14 protein-coding genes are annotated in these 16,964 nt (G+C 32.0%); 5 read left to right on the top strand and 9 right to left on the bottom strand.

Annotation, left to right across the window (positions count from 1 at the left end):
- The first annotated feature begins 162 nt into the window (after positions 1-162).
- Positions 163-1,266: a fatty acid desaturase family protein gene (locus IRZ83_RS12115; RefSeq protein ID WP_194569059.1), complete on the top strand. Its 1,104-nt coding sequence runs from the start codon at positions 163-165 to the stop codon at positions 1,264-1,266.
- Positions 1,267-1,311: 45 nt separating this feature from the next.
- Here IRZ83_RS12115 and IRZ83_RS12110 read toward each other — a convergent pair whose 3' ends face one another.
- Positions 1,312-1,839, bottom strand: a complete 528-nt coding sequence (locus tag IRZ83_RS12110) for a hypothetical protein (RefSeq protein WP_194569057.1) — start codon at positions 1,837-1,839, stop codon at positions 1,312-1,314.
- 235 nt (positions 1,840-2,074) lie between these two features.
- On the opposite strand from IRZ83_RS12110, the gene IRZ83_RS12105 reads away from it, so the two are divergent.
- Positions 2,075-2,728: a M15 family metallopeptidase gene (locus tag IRZ83_RS12105; protein ID WP_194569055.1), complete on the top strand. Its 654-nt coding sequence runs from the start codon at positions 2,075-2,077 to the stop codon at positions 2,726-2,728.
- Here IRZ83_RS12105 and IRZ83_RS12100 read toward each other — a convergent pair whose 3' ends face one another.
- The 8 genes from IRZ83_RS12100 to tsaD form a co-directional block, all read right to left on the bottom strand.
- Positions 2,729-3,292, bottom strand: a complete 564-nt coding sequence (locus tag IRZ83_RS12100; protein WP_029273096.1) for a hypothetical protein — start codon at positions 3,290-3,292, stop codon at positions 2,729-2,731.
- Between the two features lie 2 nt (positions 3,293-3,294).
- On the bottom strand, positions 3,295-4,482 hold the full coding sequence (locus IRZ83_RS12095; protein ID WP_194569053.1) for a THUMP-like domain-containing protein: 1,188 nt from the start codon (positions 4,480-4,482) through the stop codon (positions 3,295-3,297).
- A 2-nt stretch (positions 4,483-4,484) separates the two neighbouring features.
- The gene (locus IRZ83_RS12090) at positions 4,485-5,576 is read right to left on the bottom strand and encodes an AI-2E family transporter (protein WP_194569051.1); all 1,092 of its coding nucleotides are present in this window, start codon (positions 5,574-5,576) and stop codon (positions 4,485-4,487) included.
- 109 nt (positions 5,577-5,685) lie between these two features.
- Positions 5,686-6,636 (bottom strand): zinc metalloprotease, encoded by a 951-nt coding sequence (locus tag IRZ83_RS12085; protein WP_029273099.1) that lies wholly within the window; start codon positions 6,634-6,636, stop codon positions 5,686-5,688.
- A gap of 159 nt (positions 6,637-6,795) precedes the next feature.
- The gene (locus IRZ83_RS12080) at positions 6,796-7,290 is read right to left on the bottom strand and encodes a TrmH family RNA methyltransferase (RefSeq protein WP_029273100.1); all 495 of its coding nucleotides are present in this window, start codon (positions 7,288-7,290) and stop codon (positions 6,796-6,798) included.
- A 10-nt stretch (positions 7,291-7,300) separates the two neighbouring features.
- Positions 7,301-7,939: a DUF4159 domain-containing protein gene (locus IRZ83_RS12075; protein WP_194569049.1), complete on the bottom strand. Its 639-nt coding sequence runs from the start codon at positions 7,937-7,939 to the stop codon at positions 7,301-7,303.
- A 142-nt stretch (positions 7,940-8,081) separates the two neighbouring features.
- Positions 8,082-8,795, bottom strand: a complete 714-nt coding sequence (locus IRZ83_RS12070; protein ID WP_194569047.1) for a 16S rRNA (uracil(1498)-N(3))-methyltransferase — start codon at positions 8,793-8,795, stop codon at positions 8,082-8,084.
- A 2-nt stretch (positions 8,796-8,797) separates the two neighbouring features.
- On the bottom strand, positions 8,798-9,820 hold the full coding sequence (gene tsaD / locus IRZ83_RS12065) for a tRNA (adenosine(37)-N6)-threonylcarbamoyltransferase complex transferase subunit TsaD (protein ID WP_194569045.1): 1,023 nt from the start codon (positions 9,818-9,820) through the stop codon (positions 8,798-8,800).
- 206 nt (positions 9,821-10,026) lie between these two features.
- Between tsaD and IRZ83_RS12060 the strand changes: the two genes are divergently transcribed.
- From IRZ83_RS12060 to gap, 3 genes are all read left to right on the top strand, one after another.
- A complete protein-coding gene (locus IRZ83_RS12060) occupies positions 10,027-14,514 on the top strand; it encodes a translocation/assembly module TamB domain-containing protein (RefSeq protein ID WP_228520688.1) in 4,488 nt (1,495 codons plus the stop codon).
- 309 nt (positions 14,515-14,823) lie between these two features.
- Complete coding sequence (pfkA, locus tag IRZ83_RS12055; RefSeq protein WP_029273105.1) at positions 14,824-15,810, top strand: 6-phosphofructokinase; 987 nt, start codon at positions 14,824-14,826, stop codon at positions 15,808-15,810.
- Between the two features lie 98 nt (positions 15,811-15,908).
- Positions 15,909-16,913 carry a type I glyceraldehyde-3-phosphate dehydrogenase gene (gene gap, locus IRZ83_RS12050; protein WP_029273106.1) on the top strand — a complete coding sequence of 335 codons (1,005 nt, stop codon included), beginning with the start codon at positions 15,909-15,911 and terminating at the stop codon, positions 16,911-16,913.
- Positions 16,914-16,964: the final 51 nt, after the last annotated feature.

Genomic DNA, 16,964 nt, shown 5'->3' with positions numbered 1-16,964 from the left:
TAATGATAGGAAAAAGCCCGAACAGATGTTCGGGCTTTTTCTATAGTTGAAAAAGGAAATCAAACGTAACCTTTTTGTGATTTTTACAATGCAATATTTTGATATATTGAGTTTTAACTTTTTTTATTAAATTTGGTGTGATAATTTCTAGCAATGCCTGTTATGGAAAAATTAAAACGCCCGGTTTATCTCAAAGCTGGTACTGATGATTTTTTTAAAAAGATGCGCACAGAAGTGAACGAAACTATTTTACAAAACTCATCCTTGTACCTTTTTAATATTATTAAATCTTTGGGACTTTTAGTTCTCTTCTTTCTATTTTATAGCTGTATTTTAATTTTCGGAAATAGTACTCCCTTGCTATTTCTATTTTATATTTTGTGCGGTATCAACATGATTGTGTTGTTTATAAATGCATTTCATGATGCAGCACACGGAGCATTGTTTAAAAAATCAAAACACAACGAATGGTTTATGTATGTTTTAGAACTTTTTGGCGGTAATCATTGGCTTTGGACACGACGGCATATCAATCTTCATCATGCTTATCCTAACGTTCCAGATTGGGATGTTGACATTAAGCAAAGTGATATAATCAGGATTTTTCCAAATAGTCCCTTGTTTAATTATCATAAGTATCAGCATATTTATATGTGGCTTATTTATCCTTTTTATAGCCTGAATTGGATTTACATCAGAGATTTTAAAGATTTTTTTGGAAAGAAGGATAATTACGTCAAAAAAGTAGTAGAGACTATTCCAACTCGTGAAGTGTATACTTTATTTATCGCAAAAGCAATCAATCTTTTTTATTTGCTGTTGCTGCCAATGTTATTATTGAGTCAGCCATGGTATATTGTTTTAGTGGCTTGGTTTGCCATGCATTTGTTTGGCAGTATGATTGGTGTTGTGGCACTTGTATCTACACATGTTGATGAAGATGCACATTTTCCAGTAACAGACGAAGACGGAAATCTTTCTGCTACTTGGGCAATGCATCAAATGATTGTTACAAAAGATTTCAGTACAAACAGCAAATTAGCTAACTTTTTATATGGCGGATTTACACATCATGTTGCACATCATCTTTTTCCGGGAGTTGGGCATACTTACTATCCTTATATAACACCGATTATAAGGCGTTATGCCGCAGAATATAATCTTCCATACACTTCATATCCTTTCTATCATGCCGTTCGTTCGCATTTCAGAATGCTCAAAAATAAAGGTATACATGAGAATATTATGATGATAGGAGAAATTTAATTATGAATTATGCTTACTAACAAGTCGAAACTAATAACTCATAATTCAAAACTTCTTCTCAATATTGGCGTTAATTTTTTTAGTGTTTAAATCTTGTAATAACGAATCTTTTAAAATAATTCTGAAATTATCTTCTGCAAAAACGGTTAATTTTGATTGACTGAATTTATAGACGTTGATTTTATTGTTTTTTGCGTCGATATAAAGATCGTATGAATACGTTGTGCAGTCGTGCTGTTTACAGCCGCCGGCATGCAAAATATCGCCTTCTTTGGTAAATGGAGTTTCTGTGTTCCAATATTTTACCATTTGATCATACTCTGTGCCTAAAAGTGTTTTTAATCGTGGTGTTATACTGCTATTGGTTAATAAATGCGTGCCGATAACACTTTTATCAACCAAGCTTTTTAATGTGTCTGACGGATTAATTACAGCTGAATCTGTTTTTAAAGCATCGGTTTTTATTGAGGTTGAATCTGTCGTTGGGATACTTTTAATAGTTTCTTTTTTGCATGAAACCATTGCGAAGCAACTCAAGGCAACTATAAATAAATTCTTTGCTTTTTTCTCCATAATGTTTATTTTTTGAATTAAATAATTGATTTATAAAGTCTTAATGAGCTAATTTAACTAAAATATATTGGATTATTAGGGTAATTGAAAGTAAATTAATACTAGTTTTTATAATTTAATTTTTGTTTTTTTAAAGGGAAAACAGCTTTATTAAAGATTGAAATTGGGAACGAAGTAATTTAAAATAGGAGTTTGCCTTTTTTTTGCTTAATTTCATTTTTCAAATAAACGCTTTATGACGAATTGCACTAAATCTTTAATTTTTATACTTTCTATGTTTTTTATTACTGCTTCGAACGCTCAAAATGAAGTGTATTCAAGACCAGTAAAACAAGAAATTGCAGATACAACTTTTGTTAATTTAAAAGACTTTAGCAGTGATTTTATTTATGATATGAAATATGCTACAGATGATAATTTTCTAAAAGCCAAAGTATATGATTGTGCCGAATGTTTTTTGCGTTTTAAAACAGTTCAAGCTTTAGTTGCAGCAAATAAAGAGTTTAAGAAAAAAGGTTTTAAGATAAAATTATACGATTGTTACCGACCGTTATCAATCCAGAAGAAAATGTGGGAGATCGTGTCGAATCCAGAATATGTGGCAGATCCAAAAAAAGGCTCCATCCACAATAGAGGAGGAGCCGTTGATATTTCTTTAGTTGATGTAAATGGAAAAGAAGTGGATATGGGAACTCCTTTTGATTTCTTCGGAATTCAAGCGAGTCATAATTATACAAAACTTTCAAATGAAGTAAAATCAAATAGAAAGTTTCTGAAGAAAATCATGATAAAAAATGGCTTCAATTCTTTTGATTCTGAATGGTGGCATTATAATTTAAAAGCAGGTTTAAAAGATAAAGTGGCCAATCAAAAATGGAAATGCGATTAATTATTCAACACAGCGAATATTATCCATGAAATAAGTATCTGGTTTATAAACCTTATTGTTCATTTCAGATGTTAATTCGCTTTTTATAATATAATCTTCAGTAGCAGTCAAATATTTAATTCGCATCATGGTAACGGGCGAATTTTTTAACTCTTCAAAATTATCTTTCATAAACATAAAAATCCCTGTATTGATGCGATTGTTAACATCTTTATCATGAATTAGCGTACCACAGTTTTCTTGATCGATATGTATTAAAGTCACTACTTTTCCGTTTTGCAATTGCAAAAATACTCTTGAGTTTTTGTCGAAACAGTTTGCTTTTATAAAGTCTTTGCTTTTTTGAATAAGCTGTAAATTTAAAGTTGGAAGACCATCAGTCTGCGCGAGAGCGAAGAAAACATAATTAGATGTTCCTCCAAAGTTTTTCTCGCTCACAAGGTATTCATTTGTAATTTTATAAGTACCAATTGAGTCAGTTACATTGGCACTGTATTCACATGGTTTTTGGGCAAATGCGGTAAAGGTTAATAGAAAAAAAGTTAGTGTAATTAGTTGTTTCATTTTTAAGTAATTTTTCTGCAAATTAAAACTATTTTGTTATCATTTTTATCTGTTGTAAAAAAACAATAAACATTTCCTCCATTTTTTATTTTCCACTTTTTTCGAATATTTTCTACCGTGTCCGGAAAATTTCTTGTTGTGATATTGGCTTGCGTATTAACGAGCTCATTTTTCATTTCATTTTTACTGTACGAAATTACTTTTTCAATCTCAAAACGTCGCCCCGGAAAATCAATCAATTCTGCTGAGGTGTATAAGTGCGAGTGTTTGTGAAGTTTATCTATTTTAAAAACAGTACTTACTTCATCAAAACCACCAGATTTCATTATTGCTGAATTGGGTTCGTAAACATATTTTTGAGGCAGATTAAAAGAGGGAAATACAGTTTCATTTCCTAAAACAAATTCAAAAGTTTCTGTTTTGTCTTTTAAAATATGAGCTGTTTTAATTGTTATTTCACCAAAATAATGATTGTGAATCTCAAAAAGCAATTCTTTTACTTCATTTTGAAGGGCAATAATATGAATGTTTTTAACGAATTTTAATTCAGATAAACCAGCTGAAATATCCAATAAAGGCGCCGTTTTAATTAAAATTGAATCGGCTTTTTCGAAGTAAAAATCTAAAGAATCAGGAACATTCGGCAGACAATCTTTCAGCATAAAAACCTTGCCTTTCGCGTCATTTCTGCGAGAAGGATCAATGTAAATCCAATCCCATTTAAAACCTGATTCGGCTTCGTTTAAGACATTAGCAGAATCATCGGCATAACAAAAACAATTTTTAACATCTAACTGTTCAAAATTATGTTTTACAATTGCTGATAAATCCTCGTTGATTTCGCAATGCGCAACGACTTTAAACTTTTTAGAAAAGTAATAATCATCAACTCCAAAACCGCCAGTCAGATCAATTAAAGTTTTACCAGAAATTAATGAAGCTTTATAAGAAGCTGTTTTTTCAGATGAGGTTTGTTCAACAGAAATCTTGCTCGGATAAAGTATATTTTCCGTTGAGAACCAAGTAGGTAATTTTTCTTTTGCTTTTGATTTGGCTTCAATCTGATTTAAAATCAAAATCCAGTCGACCTCAGGAAAAGGATTTTTCTGAAACGCTAATTTTGCAATCGGAGCACCAACATTTTGAGATATAAAATCTTGAATATTTTGGTGCAGAATAGAAGTGTTCAAAGCTAAATTCTTTCAGTTAATACAGATACAATTTTATTGTTAGGAAAAAATTCTTTTAAAATTACTTTGAGCATGGTATAAACTGGAATAGCGATAATCATTCCGACAATTCCAAAAGTAATACCGCTGATTAATGTAATCAAGAATATTTCTAACGGGTGCGAATTTACACTTTTTGATGAAATTATAGGCTGGCTGATATTATTATCAATTGCCTGAACAAGTAAAAATCCAATAAGTACATAAATGGTTTTAGGTAAAATCTCTGACTGAAAATCACTTCCAATCATACTGATCATCGTCAAGATTCCGGCTAATATTGTTCCGATAATTGGTCCGATGTATGGAATGATATTCAAAATGGCACATAAAAAAGCAATTACAAATGCATTTTGATTCCCAAAAATAAGCAGTACAATCAGATACAAAATAAAAACCACAGTTAATTGAAGCAGTAATCCAATAAAATAGCGCGTCAGCAAATGATTTATTTTAGTAATCGAATTTATAATTTTATCCTCATTAGAATCCGGAAGAATTCTTCTGGCACTTGCTTTAAAAGCATCTTGGTCTTTAATAAAGAAAAAAGTTATGAAGAATACAGAAACTAAACCCATTCCCATATTGGCTAAAAAGTTTATTAAAGAATTGATAAAACCTGTAAAATAACCAATCCCAAATGCTGATGTAATTTTTGAATCTTTTAGCATTTTATTCAAATCGACATGCTGAATATTAAAATAAGCTTCAATACTTCGCTCTGTTTGCATAAACTGGTTTTGCAGGTTATTGGTATCTAATAGTGACAAATTATTGGCCTGCGAAATAATTAACGGAACAAACAAAAATATAAATCCAACTAGCAATAATATAAAAACGATCAACGTCGTGGCGGCAGCCAAAGAATTTCGGAATTTTAATTTATTTTTTAAAAATTGCACTAACGGATTGGCAATAAGGCATAGTATTAATGAAATACATAAATACACAATTACAGTTTGTATTTCGTATAAAAAATATAAAATAGCTCCCACAACTAAGATGGTAGATAAAGCTCTTAAAATTCCGTTAGAAATAATTTTTGATGTGATCATATTTTGGTTTTAGACTATAAATATAGGAAAAAGCTTTTAAAATAGCGGGATAAACAAAAAAAAGCGAGACCATTTAGATCTCGCTTTATAATTGATTTTATTTTTGTTTTTAGATTCCGAATCCAGCTCTTGGACCACCAGAAACAAATATTGCTGCCATTCTGCTTTTTTGTCCGTTTGAGAACATGTACATAGCATTATCGTCAACATAATCCATGTAGTTCATTGTCATTTCTACAGGAGTTCCAGAACAAGTACTATAATGTGGATAAGCCGGTACACCATAGTTTTCCTCGTTATGAGTTGGTGTATCTGCAACTAGATCGCTTCCGCAAGTTGCATCTCCCCAGATATGACGTAAATTCATCCAGTGACCAACTTCGTGAGTTGCAGTTCTTCCTAAATTAAATGGAGCATTAGCAGCACCAGATAATCCAAAATATCTAGAATCGATTACAACACCGTCAGTTGCAGATGCTCCTCCAGGAAATTGTGCATACCCTAAGATACCGCCGCCAATAGCGCAAGACCATAAGTTAAGTTTTGTTGTAGGAGAAGTTGGTGCAATACCACCTTGAGCCGTTTTTTTCATGGCGTCATTTGTTCCCCAAGAAGTTTTTGTTGTAGATTTTCTGATAACTTGATCTAAAACAAATGTAATTCCTACGTTGGCTTTTACACCAGCAAAAAGTGCAGGAACACTATTGAAATCAGAGTTTAATGCATTAAAATCTTTGTTTAAAACGTCAATTTGAGACTGGATTTGTGCATTCGAAATGTTTTGAGCAGTTGTTTTGTACAAAACATTAACTACTACCGGAATTTCAATTTTGCCATTTACCAAACGATTGGTTAAAATTTTGTTTGTTGTAAAGGCTTCAATTTCATTCATTCGAATTGCTAACATAGGATCAGCTTTTAATTGTGCTTCTAAAACTTGTTGTGAGGCGCATCCACGACGAGTTATTGCACTTGCTTCTGAACCGCTAGTTTCAGATTGATCATTTTGACATGCAAACAGTACTAAAGCAGCAACTGCGGAAATAAGAACTTTTTTCATAATAATTTGGGTTTTTTGTTATAAAAAATTTGATTTGGTTAACCAGATCGCAATTTTATAACAAAAACACTTTGTAGCCAAATTTTTATATCAAATTATTTGTGAGAATTTTACAACAGCCCGTACAGCTTGATTCCTACAAAAATTAACACAATTTTATTAAGATGTAAATTCGTACAAAGCTATACTTGCAGCTTGTACAACATTCATCGAACTGTTCTTTCCAAACATATTTATGTGTACAATTTGGTTTGAAATTTTCAAAAGTTCATCAGAAATTCCATCAATCTCACTTCCTATGATAAGAGCAATTTTTTGATGATCAGGAATTAAGACTTGTTTTAGCGGTTTGCTGTTGCTTGCAATTTCTAAAGAGATAATTTCAAATCTATTTTCTAGCAGATAATGTATCAGATCTGAAGTTTCTTCAATTATAGTATGCGGTACATGAAGATGCGTACTGCGTGAGGTTTTGTTTATTTTCCTTGGTGTCAGCGGAATATCTTTTCCTAAAAAAATAATATTTTCAACACCAAAAGCTTCACTAATTCTAAAAAGAGACCCGATATTCTGCTGAAAATAAATATGATCACAAACTAATGTAATCGGAAATGTTTTTCTTTCAAATTGATTTTCTTCGTGAGTAAGCTGCACTTTTTTAAAATTAGTTGGTAAAAATATAATTAATGATATTCGCACCCATTTTCAAGGCTTTGTCTCGAACATCTGCAGGATCATTATGTACTTCCGGATCTTCCCAGCCATCTCCTAAATCGCATTCGTACGTATATAAGAGAACCAATTTGTTTTCTACGAAAATTCCAAAAGCCTGAGGGCGAGTTCCATCGTGTTCGTGAATTTTTGGCAATCCATTCGGAAAAGGAAATGGTTTTTGAAAAATAGGATGATTAGCAGGAATTTCAACTAAATCATTATTTGGGAATATCTTTTTAATTTCTTTTCGAATGTATTGATCCATTCCGTAATTGTCATCAATATGAAGAAAACCTCCCGCAGTAAGATAATTTCTTAGATTGGCAATGTCAGAATCGCTAAAAACAACATTTCCGTGTCCGGTCATATGTACAAACGGGTAGGAAAGCAAGTCCGGATTACTTGGTTCAACCGTTGAAGGTTTTGCTTTTATGCGCGTATTAATATTCGAATTGCAAAAACGGATTAAATTGGGCAATGAAGTAGGATTTGCATACCAGTCACCACCGCCACTGTATTTCAGCAAAGCAATTTCTTGTGAGAAAGAAGGGATTGAAATCAATAAAAATAACAAGAATATTTTTTTCATAATTATATGTTTTGTCATTTCGACGAAGGAGAAATCACAATTGAAATTCCTCATGCTATATCGCCAATCTTTGTAGAGCTGCTAGTGTGATCTCTCGTTCCTCGAGATGACAAACTTGCCGCAATTGTATAGAGCTGTGATTTTAATTAGGTATTTCATTAAAAAACACAACACTATGACAAGCTACAACTGCCGCAGTTTCAGTTCGTAATCGCGTATTTCCTAAAGTCACAGGCTTAAAATTATTTTCTAAAGCCAATGCAATTTCCTTTTCAGAAAAATCTCCCTCAGGACCAATAAGCAAAGTAACATTTTCGTTTGGTTTTAAAACTTCTTTTAGCGATTTTTTATCTGTTTCTTCGCAGTGCGCGATCAATTGCAGTCCTTCATTTTTTTGTTTGACGAATTCTTTAAACGAAATTGCTTCATTCAATTTAGGAAGAAATGTTTCGTTGGACTGTTTCATCGCGGCTAAAATAATTTTCTCAAAACGTTCTAAGTTAATTACTTTACGCTCAGAACGATCACAGAAAATTGGCGTAATTTCTTGAATTCCAATTTCAGTTGCTTTTTCTAAAAACCACTCAAAACGATCGTTCATTTTAGTTGGTGCTACGGCTAAATGCAAACGAAATTTTGGTTCAGGAGATTTTGTTATCGAAAGCACTTCAACAATACATTTATTGTCAGATGCTAGCGTGATTTCGGTTTCAAACAACAATCCCAAACCATTTGTAACGTGCAGAATATCTGAATCTTTTTTGCGTAAAACCTTTATAATATGACGGCTTTCTTCTTTATCAAAAGAAAAAGTTTCAGTCGTTTCGTCAATATCTGGATTGTAAAATAATTGCATAATTAAAATTGAATTCGCGCTTTAGAAACAACTGAAGAAGTTTCAAAACGACTTGATAAATATTTTTGATAGCCTACAATTCCAATCATTGCAGCATTATCAGTTGTGTATTCGAATTTAGGGACAAAAGTTTTCCAACCGTATTTGCCTTCGCTTTCTTTCAATCGGGTTCTAATTCCTGAATTTGCAGAAACGCCTCCGCCAATTGCAATTTGCTTAATTCCGGTTTCTTTGACGGCAAGTTTTAATTTATCCATCAAAATTTCTATGATTATGTATTGAATAGAAGCACAAATATCATTTAGATTTTCTTCTATGAAATTTGGATTTTGAAGTTTGTTCTTTTGAATAAAATATAAAATAGCTGTTTTTAATCCAGAGAAACTAAAATCCAATCCGGGAACTTTTGGTTTTGTAAAAGCAAAAGCTTTTGGATTTCCCAATTTCGCATATTTGTCGATCAATGGACCGCCAGGATAGGGAAGTCCTAAAATTTTTGCGCTCTTGTCAAATGCTTCTCCAACAGCGTCATCCGTAGTTTCACCAATAATTTCCATATCAAAAAAACCATTAACTTTTACAATCTGTGTATGCCCGCCACTTATGGTTAGTGCTAAAAAAGGAAACTCAGGTTTGTCAAACCCTTCCTCATCAATAAAGTGTGCTAAAATATGCGCATGCATGTGATTTACAGCAATTAACGGAATTTTTAATGCTAGTGATAATGATTTGCTGAAAGAACTTCCTACCAATAAAGACCCCATTAAACCTGGCCCTTGAGTAAAAGCAATGGCGGATAGCTGTTCTTTTTGTACATTTGCTTTGCGAAGTGCAGCATCGATTACCGGAACAATGTTTTGCTGATGTGCTCTCGAAGCTAATTCAGGAACTACACCACCATATTGGTTGTGAATTAATTGATTGGCTACAACATTTGAGAGTACTTTGTCGTTATGTAAAACCGCGGCAGCAGTATCATCGCAGGAACTTTCGATGGCAAGAATAAAAACCTCTGAATTTTGCATATAAAGGCACAAATTTTGAATTATATTTGACAAATCAAATTTTTAATTTTCTTTGATTGTAAAGGAGAAGCCAAAATTAAAGAATTTTTATCAAAACAGTCGATCTTTGTCTGTTCAAAATAAATTAAAAGAAAACTAAAATAAAAGCAGCTATCAAAAAAGTAAAGAAAATAGTATCCAGAACCCTAATTGGGTTAATCTTACTTTTGCTAGCAGTCGCTATCACATTGTCTTTGCCTTACGTTCAGACAAAAATAGCCCAATATGTTACTGAATCTCTAAATTCAGATTTTAAAACAGATATTCATGTTGATAAAGTTGCTGTAAATATTTTTGGAGGCGTAAAACTTAAAAAAGTTTTGATTTACGATCATCACAAAAAGGTTTTAATTTATTCTGATATTATTTCTACCGATATTTTAAGTATTAAAAGATTGCTTGATGGTGATTTAATATTTGGTGATCTTCGTTTAACAGGTTTAATTTTTAATCTGAAAACCTATAAAAACGAAAATGAAAACAATATCAATAAATTTATCCGATTATTTGAGTCGGATAAGCCTTCTAAAACAAACAAGCACTTTTTGCTTACAGCTAGAAACGCTTATATTTCTCAGGGTAATTTTTCAGTTGTTGATGAAAATAAAATGACTCCTAGATTTCTGGATTTCAAAAAATTAAATGCTTACATCAGTGATTTTAAACTAGAAGGACCGAATGTTACAACAACAATTCACCGTTTTTCTTTTTTAGACCACCGTGGTTTGTATGTTTCTAATTTCGCTGGAAAATTAACGTATACCAAAAAACAGATAAAAGTTGAAAATCTTGCAATTAAAACAAAAAGATCTTCAATATATGGAGAGGCTGTTTTAAATTATAAAGTAGAAGATTTTCTTCATTTTACAGATAAAGTAAAATTTAATGTTGCATTAGATTCTGCTTCAATTGCCTCAAATGACATTCGATATTTTTATGACGGATTAGGAAAAAACCAGCATTTTAAAATCAAAACTAAACTAAGAGGAACACTCAATAATCTTAATTTAAGAGGACTTAGGCTAAGCGATACAAACGGTTCTCGAATAGTTGGAAACATTAATTTCAAGAATCTTTTAGGAGATAAAACCCAAAAGTTTTCTATGGAAGGAAAATTCGACAGGTTGATTTCAAGTTATGATAATTTGGTTGTTTTGTTGCCAAATGTTTTAGGTAAAAAATTACCTAAAGAACTTAAAAGAGTCGGGAAATTTAATATTGTCGGAAAAGCAAAAGTCTCTACGACTGATCTTGATGCCGATTTTAAAATGGTTACTGATTTAGGAAACGGTCAGGCAGATATTCATATGAATAATATGGATTTTATTGATAAAGCATCATATTCGGGTAATATAATCTTAGAAAATTTTGATGTGGGAGCTTTGTTAGCGAGAAAAGATATTGGCAAAACCACTTTAAATTTAGATGTTGACGGAGTCGGGTTTACTGAAAAGTATTTGAATACAATTATTAAAGGTGATATTGCAAAATTAGATTACAATAAGTACACTTATAATAATATAACAGTAAATGGTAATTTTAAATTGCCTTATTATAAAGGAGAGATTTCTGTAAACGATCCCAATCTAAGCTTAACTTTTGATGGTTTAGTTGATTTGAGCAAACGCGAAAGCAGGTACGATTTTCATATTAATGTTGAAAATGCAGATTTACGAAAACTTAAGTTTATAAACGATTCGATTTCTCATTTTAAAGGAGATGCCGTTGTTCAGGTAACGGGTAATTCTATCGAAAATCTTCAAGGAAATATTTATATAAAAGATGCTGAATATCAGAACCCAAAGTCAACTTATGCTTTTGATGAACTGCAGGTTACTTCAAATTTCGATGCCGATAGACTACGAACAATAACGATTAATTCTACCGATGTTGTTAATGGTAAAATTGTTGGGAAATTCCGTTTTGATCAGCTAGATAAATTGGTAATGAATTCGGTTGGAAGTCTTTATACCAATTATAAACCTTATAAAGTTAAAAAAGGACAGTTCCTGCGTTTCAATTTTCATGTTTATGATAAAGTTGTAGAAATGCTTTATCCAGAAATCAATATCGATTCGTCGACTGTAGTGCGCGGTAAAATTGATTCTGATTTGCAAGAATTTAAATTCAGATTTAATTCTCAAAAAATAACGGCATCAAAAAATACATTTGATAATGTCCGAATCAATATCGATAATAAAAACCCGCTTTATAACGCTTTTGTCGAGTTAGACAGTATCAAAACACCTTATTATAAAGTGCGTGATTTTAGTTTGATCAATGTAACATCAAAAGATACTTTGTTTGTTCGTTCAGAGTTTAAAGGCGGAGAAAAAGGTCAGGATTATTTTAATCTAGATTTGTATCATACCATCGATAAAAACAAAAATAATATTGTCGGGATTAAAAAATCTGAAATGAAATTTAAAGACTATTTATGGTATTTAAACGAAAATGCAGAAAAAGACAATCAGATTGTTTTTGATAAAAACTTTAAAAATTTTACTATTGATAATATAGTTTTATCACATGAAAATCAGAAAATTGATTTAAACGGAATTATAAAAGGAAGTGATTATAAAGATATTGTGCTGAATTTTGAAGATGTTGATATTAATAAAATCACGCCTTTAACATCGAAGTTTGTGTTTAATGGTAATATGAACGGAAATATCAATTACAAGCAAAATAAAAATGTTTATCAGCCCACGGCCTCGATTGTCATTGATCATCTTAATTTGAATAAAATAGAATTAGGAACGCTGAATTTTGATATTTCTGGTGATGAAACTTTTAAAAAGTTTACCATAAATTCATCAATACAGAATGGTTTTACAGAATCGTTTAGAGCAAACGGAACTTTTGCTGTCGAAAATAAAGAGACTTTTTTAGATCTGAATTTAAAACTCGAAGGATTTAATCTGGCGACTTTAGGAACTGTTGGAGGAGATGTTTTGTCAAACGTCAGAGGATCTGTGTCTGGAAATGCGGCTGTTGTTGGAAATCTAAAAAAACCTGAAATCAACGGACGATTGTATGTAGAAAAGGCAGGAATGACAATTCCGTACCTAAATACAGATTATGAATTAAGCGATCGAACCGTAATTGATTTGACAGATGAAAAGTTTTTATTCAGAAACAATCAATTGACTGATACAAAATACAATACCAAAGGATTATTGAATGGAAGTATAGAGCATCATAATTTTAGTGATTGGAAACTTGATTTAACCATAACATCTAAAAGGTTGCTGGCGCTGGATACTAAAGACAGTGATGATGCGGCTTATTTTGGTACAGCATTTATAAATGGAACAGCCAGTATAAAAGGGCCAACAGAAAGTTTATTTATAAAAGTGGATGCCAAATCTGAAAAAGGCACAGAAGTTAAGATACCTATTAATAATGTTCAAAGTGTTGGAGAAAGCAGTTGGATTCATTTTGTAACGCCAAAAGAAAAATACAATCTAGCGAATGGTATTGTCGAGAAAACCAGAAACTATAACGGTCTTGAACTAGAGTTTGATTTTGATATAACACCAGATGCCGAAGTAGAAGTAATTTTAGACCGAAACTCTGGACATGGTATGAAAGGAAAAGGATATGGATCGCTTTTGTTTAAAATTAATACACTCGGTAAATTTAATATGTGGGGAGATTTCCAGGCATATGAAGGAACTTATAATTTTAAATACGGCGGTTTAATTGATAAAAAATTCGCAGTCAAAAAAGGTGGATCTATTATTTGGGAAGGAAACCCGATGAAAGCACAGTTGAATTTAGAAGCAGTTTATCGAACTTCTGCCAATCCTGCTGTATTACTAGAGAACTCTTCTTTCAATAAAAAAGTGCCAGTTGAAGTAGTTATTGGTTTAAGAGGAGATTTAACAAGTCCGGAGCCTAATTTTGATATTCAATTTCCTTCTGTGAGTAATGTTTTAAAATCAGAGATTCAATATAAATTAGACGATAAAGATGTCCGTCAGACCCAAGCTTTGTATTTGCTTTCAACTGGTTCGTTTATGAGTCCGGATGGTTTCAATCAAAGTGATTTGTCTGGAACTTTTGCAGAAACAGCAGCAAGTTTGCTGGGCGGTATCATAAAATCAGATAATGATAAATTTAATATTGATTTAAATTTTATTTCGGCAGACAAAAGAATTGGACAAGAAGCAGATGGTCAGTTCGTAGCAAATATTTCCTCTCAGATTAATGAAAAAATATCGATTAATGGAAAAGTCGGAGTTCCGGTAGGAGGTGTTAATGAATCAGCAATTGTTGGAGATATAGAAATATTGTACAGAGTGAATGAAGATGGATCAATGAACCTTCGTTTGTTTAATAAAGAAAACGATATCAATTATATAGGACAAGGAATTGGTTATACACAAGGAGTCGGTATTTCGTATGAAGTAGATTTTGATACGTTCAGCGAACTGGTGAATAAATTATTCAAAAGTCATAAACTTGAAAGAGCAATAAAAAATTCTTCTGATGATCCGGACTCTTATCTGAATCCTGATTTTATCAACTTTAATAATAAAAAAGAAGCTGAAAAAAATAATAAAAAGTCAGATAAAAAAGATGACGAAAAAAAGCCTCAACCCCAAAATAGCAATAATCAAGGATTGATTCCAGATAATGACGATTTTTAAGCTTTTGTTAAAAAAGCGTAATAAAAAAACCATTCGCCACAACGAATGGTTTTTTTATACTAATTTTAGATTTCCAAAATATTTTTGCGTAATGAAGTCAACCTCACATTTTTATAACACTTCATTTATGTATTGTTAATTTTAAGGATTTAATTAAAATAAGCACCTTTTATTATTTTAAATGAATTTTTTAGTATCGAAAAACTTATTAACGAAAACGTTTGAATTTAACATATTTTATTAATTTATTATAAACATAACCTAGAAAGTGGTGAATGTTTGCTAATTTTACACTTTAATACTTAAATAATGCCAAAAACAATAAAAAAAGTAGGTGTTCTAACCTCAGGAGGAGACTCGCCAGGAATGAATGCTGCAATACGATCAGTTGTTCGAACATGCGCTTATCATAACATAGAATGCATAGGAATTTATAGAGGGTATCAAGGAATGATCGAAGGAGATTTCAAAGAAATGGGCCCTCGAAGCGTAAATAATATTGTAAACAAAGGTGGAACGATCTTAAAATCGGCTCGTTCTGTTGAGTTTAGAACCCCAGAAGGTAGAAAAAAAGCGCACGAAAATCTTTTGAAAGCTGGAGTTGATGCTCTAGTAGTAATTGGAGGTGACGGAAGTTTTACCGGAGGATTGATTTTTAATTCAGAATATGATTTTCCAGTAATGGGAATTCCAGGTACAATTGATAATGATATTTTTGGTACAAGTCATACTTTAGGATATGATACAGCCTTAAATACTGTTGTAGATTGTATAGATAAAATTAGAGATACTGCAAGTTCACATAACCGTCTGTTTTTTGTAGAGGTTATGGGTAGAGATGCAGGGCATATTGCTCTTAATGCAGGTATTGGAGCTGGTGCAGAAGAAATCCTTATTCCTGAAGAAGATTTAGGTTTAGACAGATTGCTAGACTCTCTTCAAAAAAGTAAAGCTTCAGGAAAATCATCAAGTATAGTGGTTATTGCTGAAGGCGATAAAATTGGTAAAAACGTTTTCGAATTAAAAGATTATGTTGAAGCTAATTTGCCTGAGTACGACGTAAGAGTTTCTGTTTTAGGACACATGCAGCGTGGAGGTTCTCCATCTTGTTTTGACCGTGTTTTAGCAAGCCGTTTAGGTGTAAAGGCAGTAGAATCTTTAATAGAAGGAAAATCTAATTACATGGTTGGTTTACAAGCTGATAAAGTGGCTTTAACACCACTTGAGCAGGCAATTAAAGGTAAATCTGAAATTGATAGAGAATTATTGAGAGTGTCTGATATCATGTCGACATAAAGATATAAAGTTAAAAGTTTAAAAAAGGAAAGAAGTTTATTGTGAGGAAATTAGACTTTAAATTAGTGTAATAAAAACAAAAGCAAAAATTAAGTAAAATGTCAAAAGTAAAATTAGGAATAAACGGATTTGGACGTATCGGAAGAATCGTTTTTAGAGAATCTTTCAATAGAGATAATGTAGAAGTAGTAGCAATCAACGATTTATTAGATGTAGATCACTTAGCTTACTTATTAAAATATGATTCAGTTCACGGTCGTTTCAACGGAACTGTAGAAGTAAAAGAAGGAAAACTTTACGTAAACGGAAGAAATATCCGTATTACTGCAGAAAGAAATCCTGCTGACTTAAAATGGAACGAAGTTGATGTTGATGTAGTTGCAGAATGTACTGGTATCTTCACAACTATCGAAACTGCAAATGAGCACATTAAAGGTGGTGCTAAAAAAGTAATTATTTCTGCTCCATCTGCAGATGCTCCAATGTTTGTAATGGGAGTTAACCACGAAACTGCAAAAGCTTCTGATTTAGTTGTTTCTAACGCTTCTTGTACTACAAACTGTTTAGCTCCTTTAGCTAAAGTTATTCACGATAACTTCGGAATTGAAGAAGCTTTAATGACAACTGTTCATGCTACAACTTCAACTCAAATGACAGCTGACGGACCTTCTAGAAAAGACTGGAGAGGTGGACGTGCTGCTTCAATTAACATTATTCCTTCTTCAACTGGAGCTGCAAAAGCGGTTGGAAAAGTAATTCCTTCTTTGAATGGAAAATTAACTGGAATGTCTTTCCGTGTTCCTACTGCTGACGTTTCTGTAGTTGATTTAACTGTAAAAGTTTCTAAAGAAACTTCATACGAAGAAATCTTGGCTGTTTTAAAAACTGCATCTGAAACTACAATGAAAGGTATTTTAGGATATACTGAAGATGCTGTTGTATCGCAAGATTTTATTTCTGACAAAAGAACTTCAATAGTTGATGCTACTGCAGGAATTGGTTTAAATTCAACTTTCTTCAAATTTGTATCTTGGTACGACAATGAGTACGGATACTCTAGTAAATTGATTGATTTATCTGTACACATTGCAGGTTTAAAATAATATTATATAATTTTACAAAATCCCGTTATTTCAAAATAACGGGATTTTCTT

Source organism: Flavobacterium sp. JLP (assembly GCF_015350755.1).
Lineage (GTDB): Bacteria > Bacteroidota > Bacteroidia > Flavobacteriales > Flavobacteriaceae > Flavobacterium.
The sequence above is the reverse complement of the archived record's forward strand: the minus strand, read 5'-3'. Positions and strand labels throughout refer to the sequence as shown.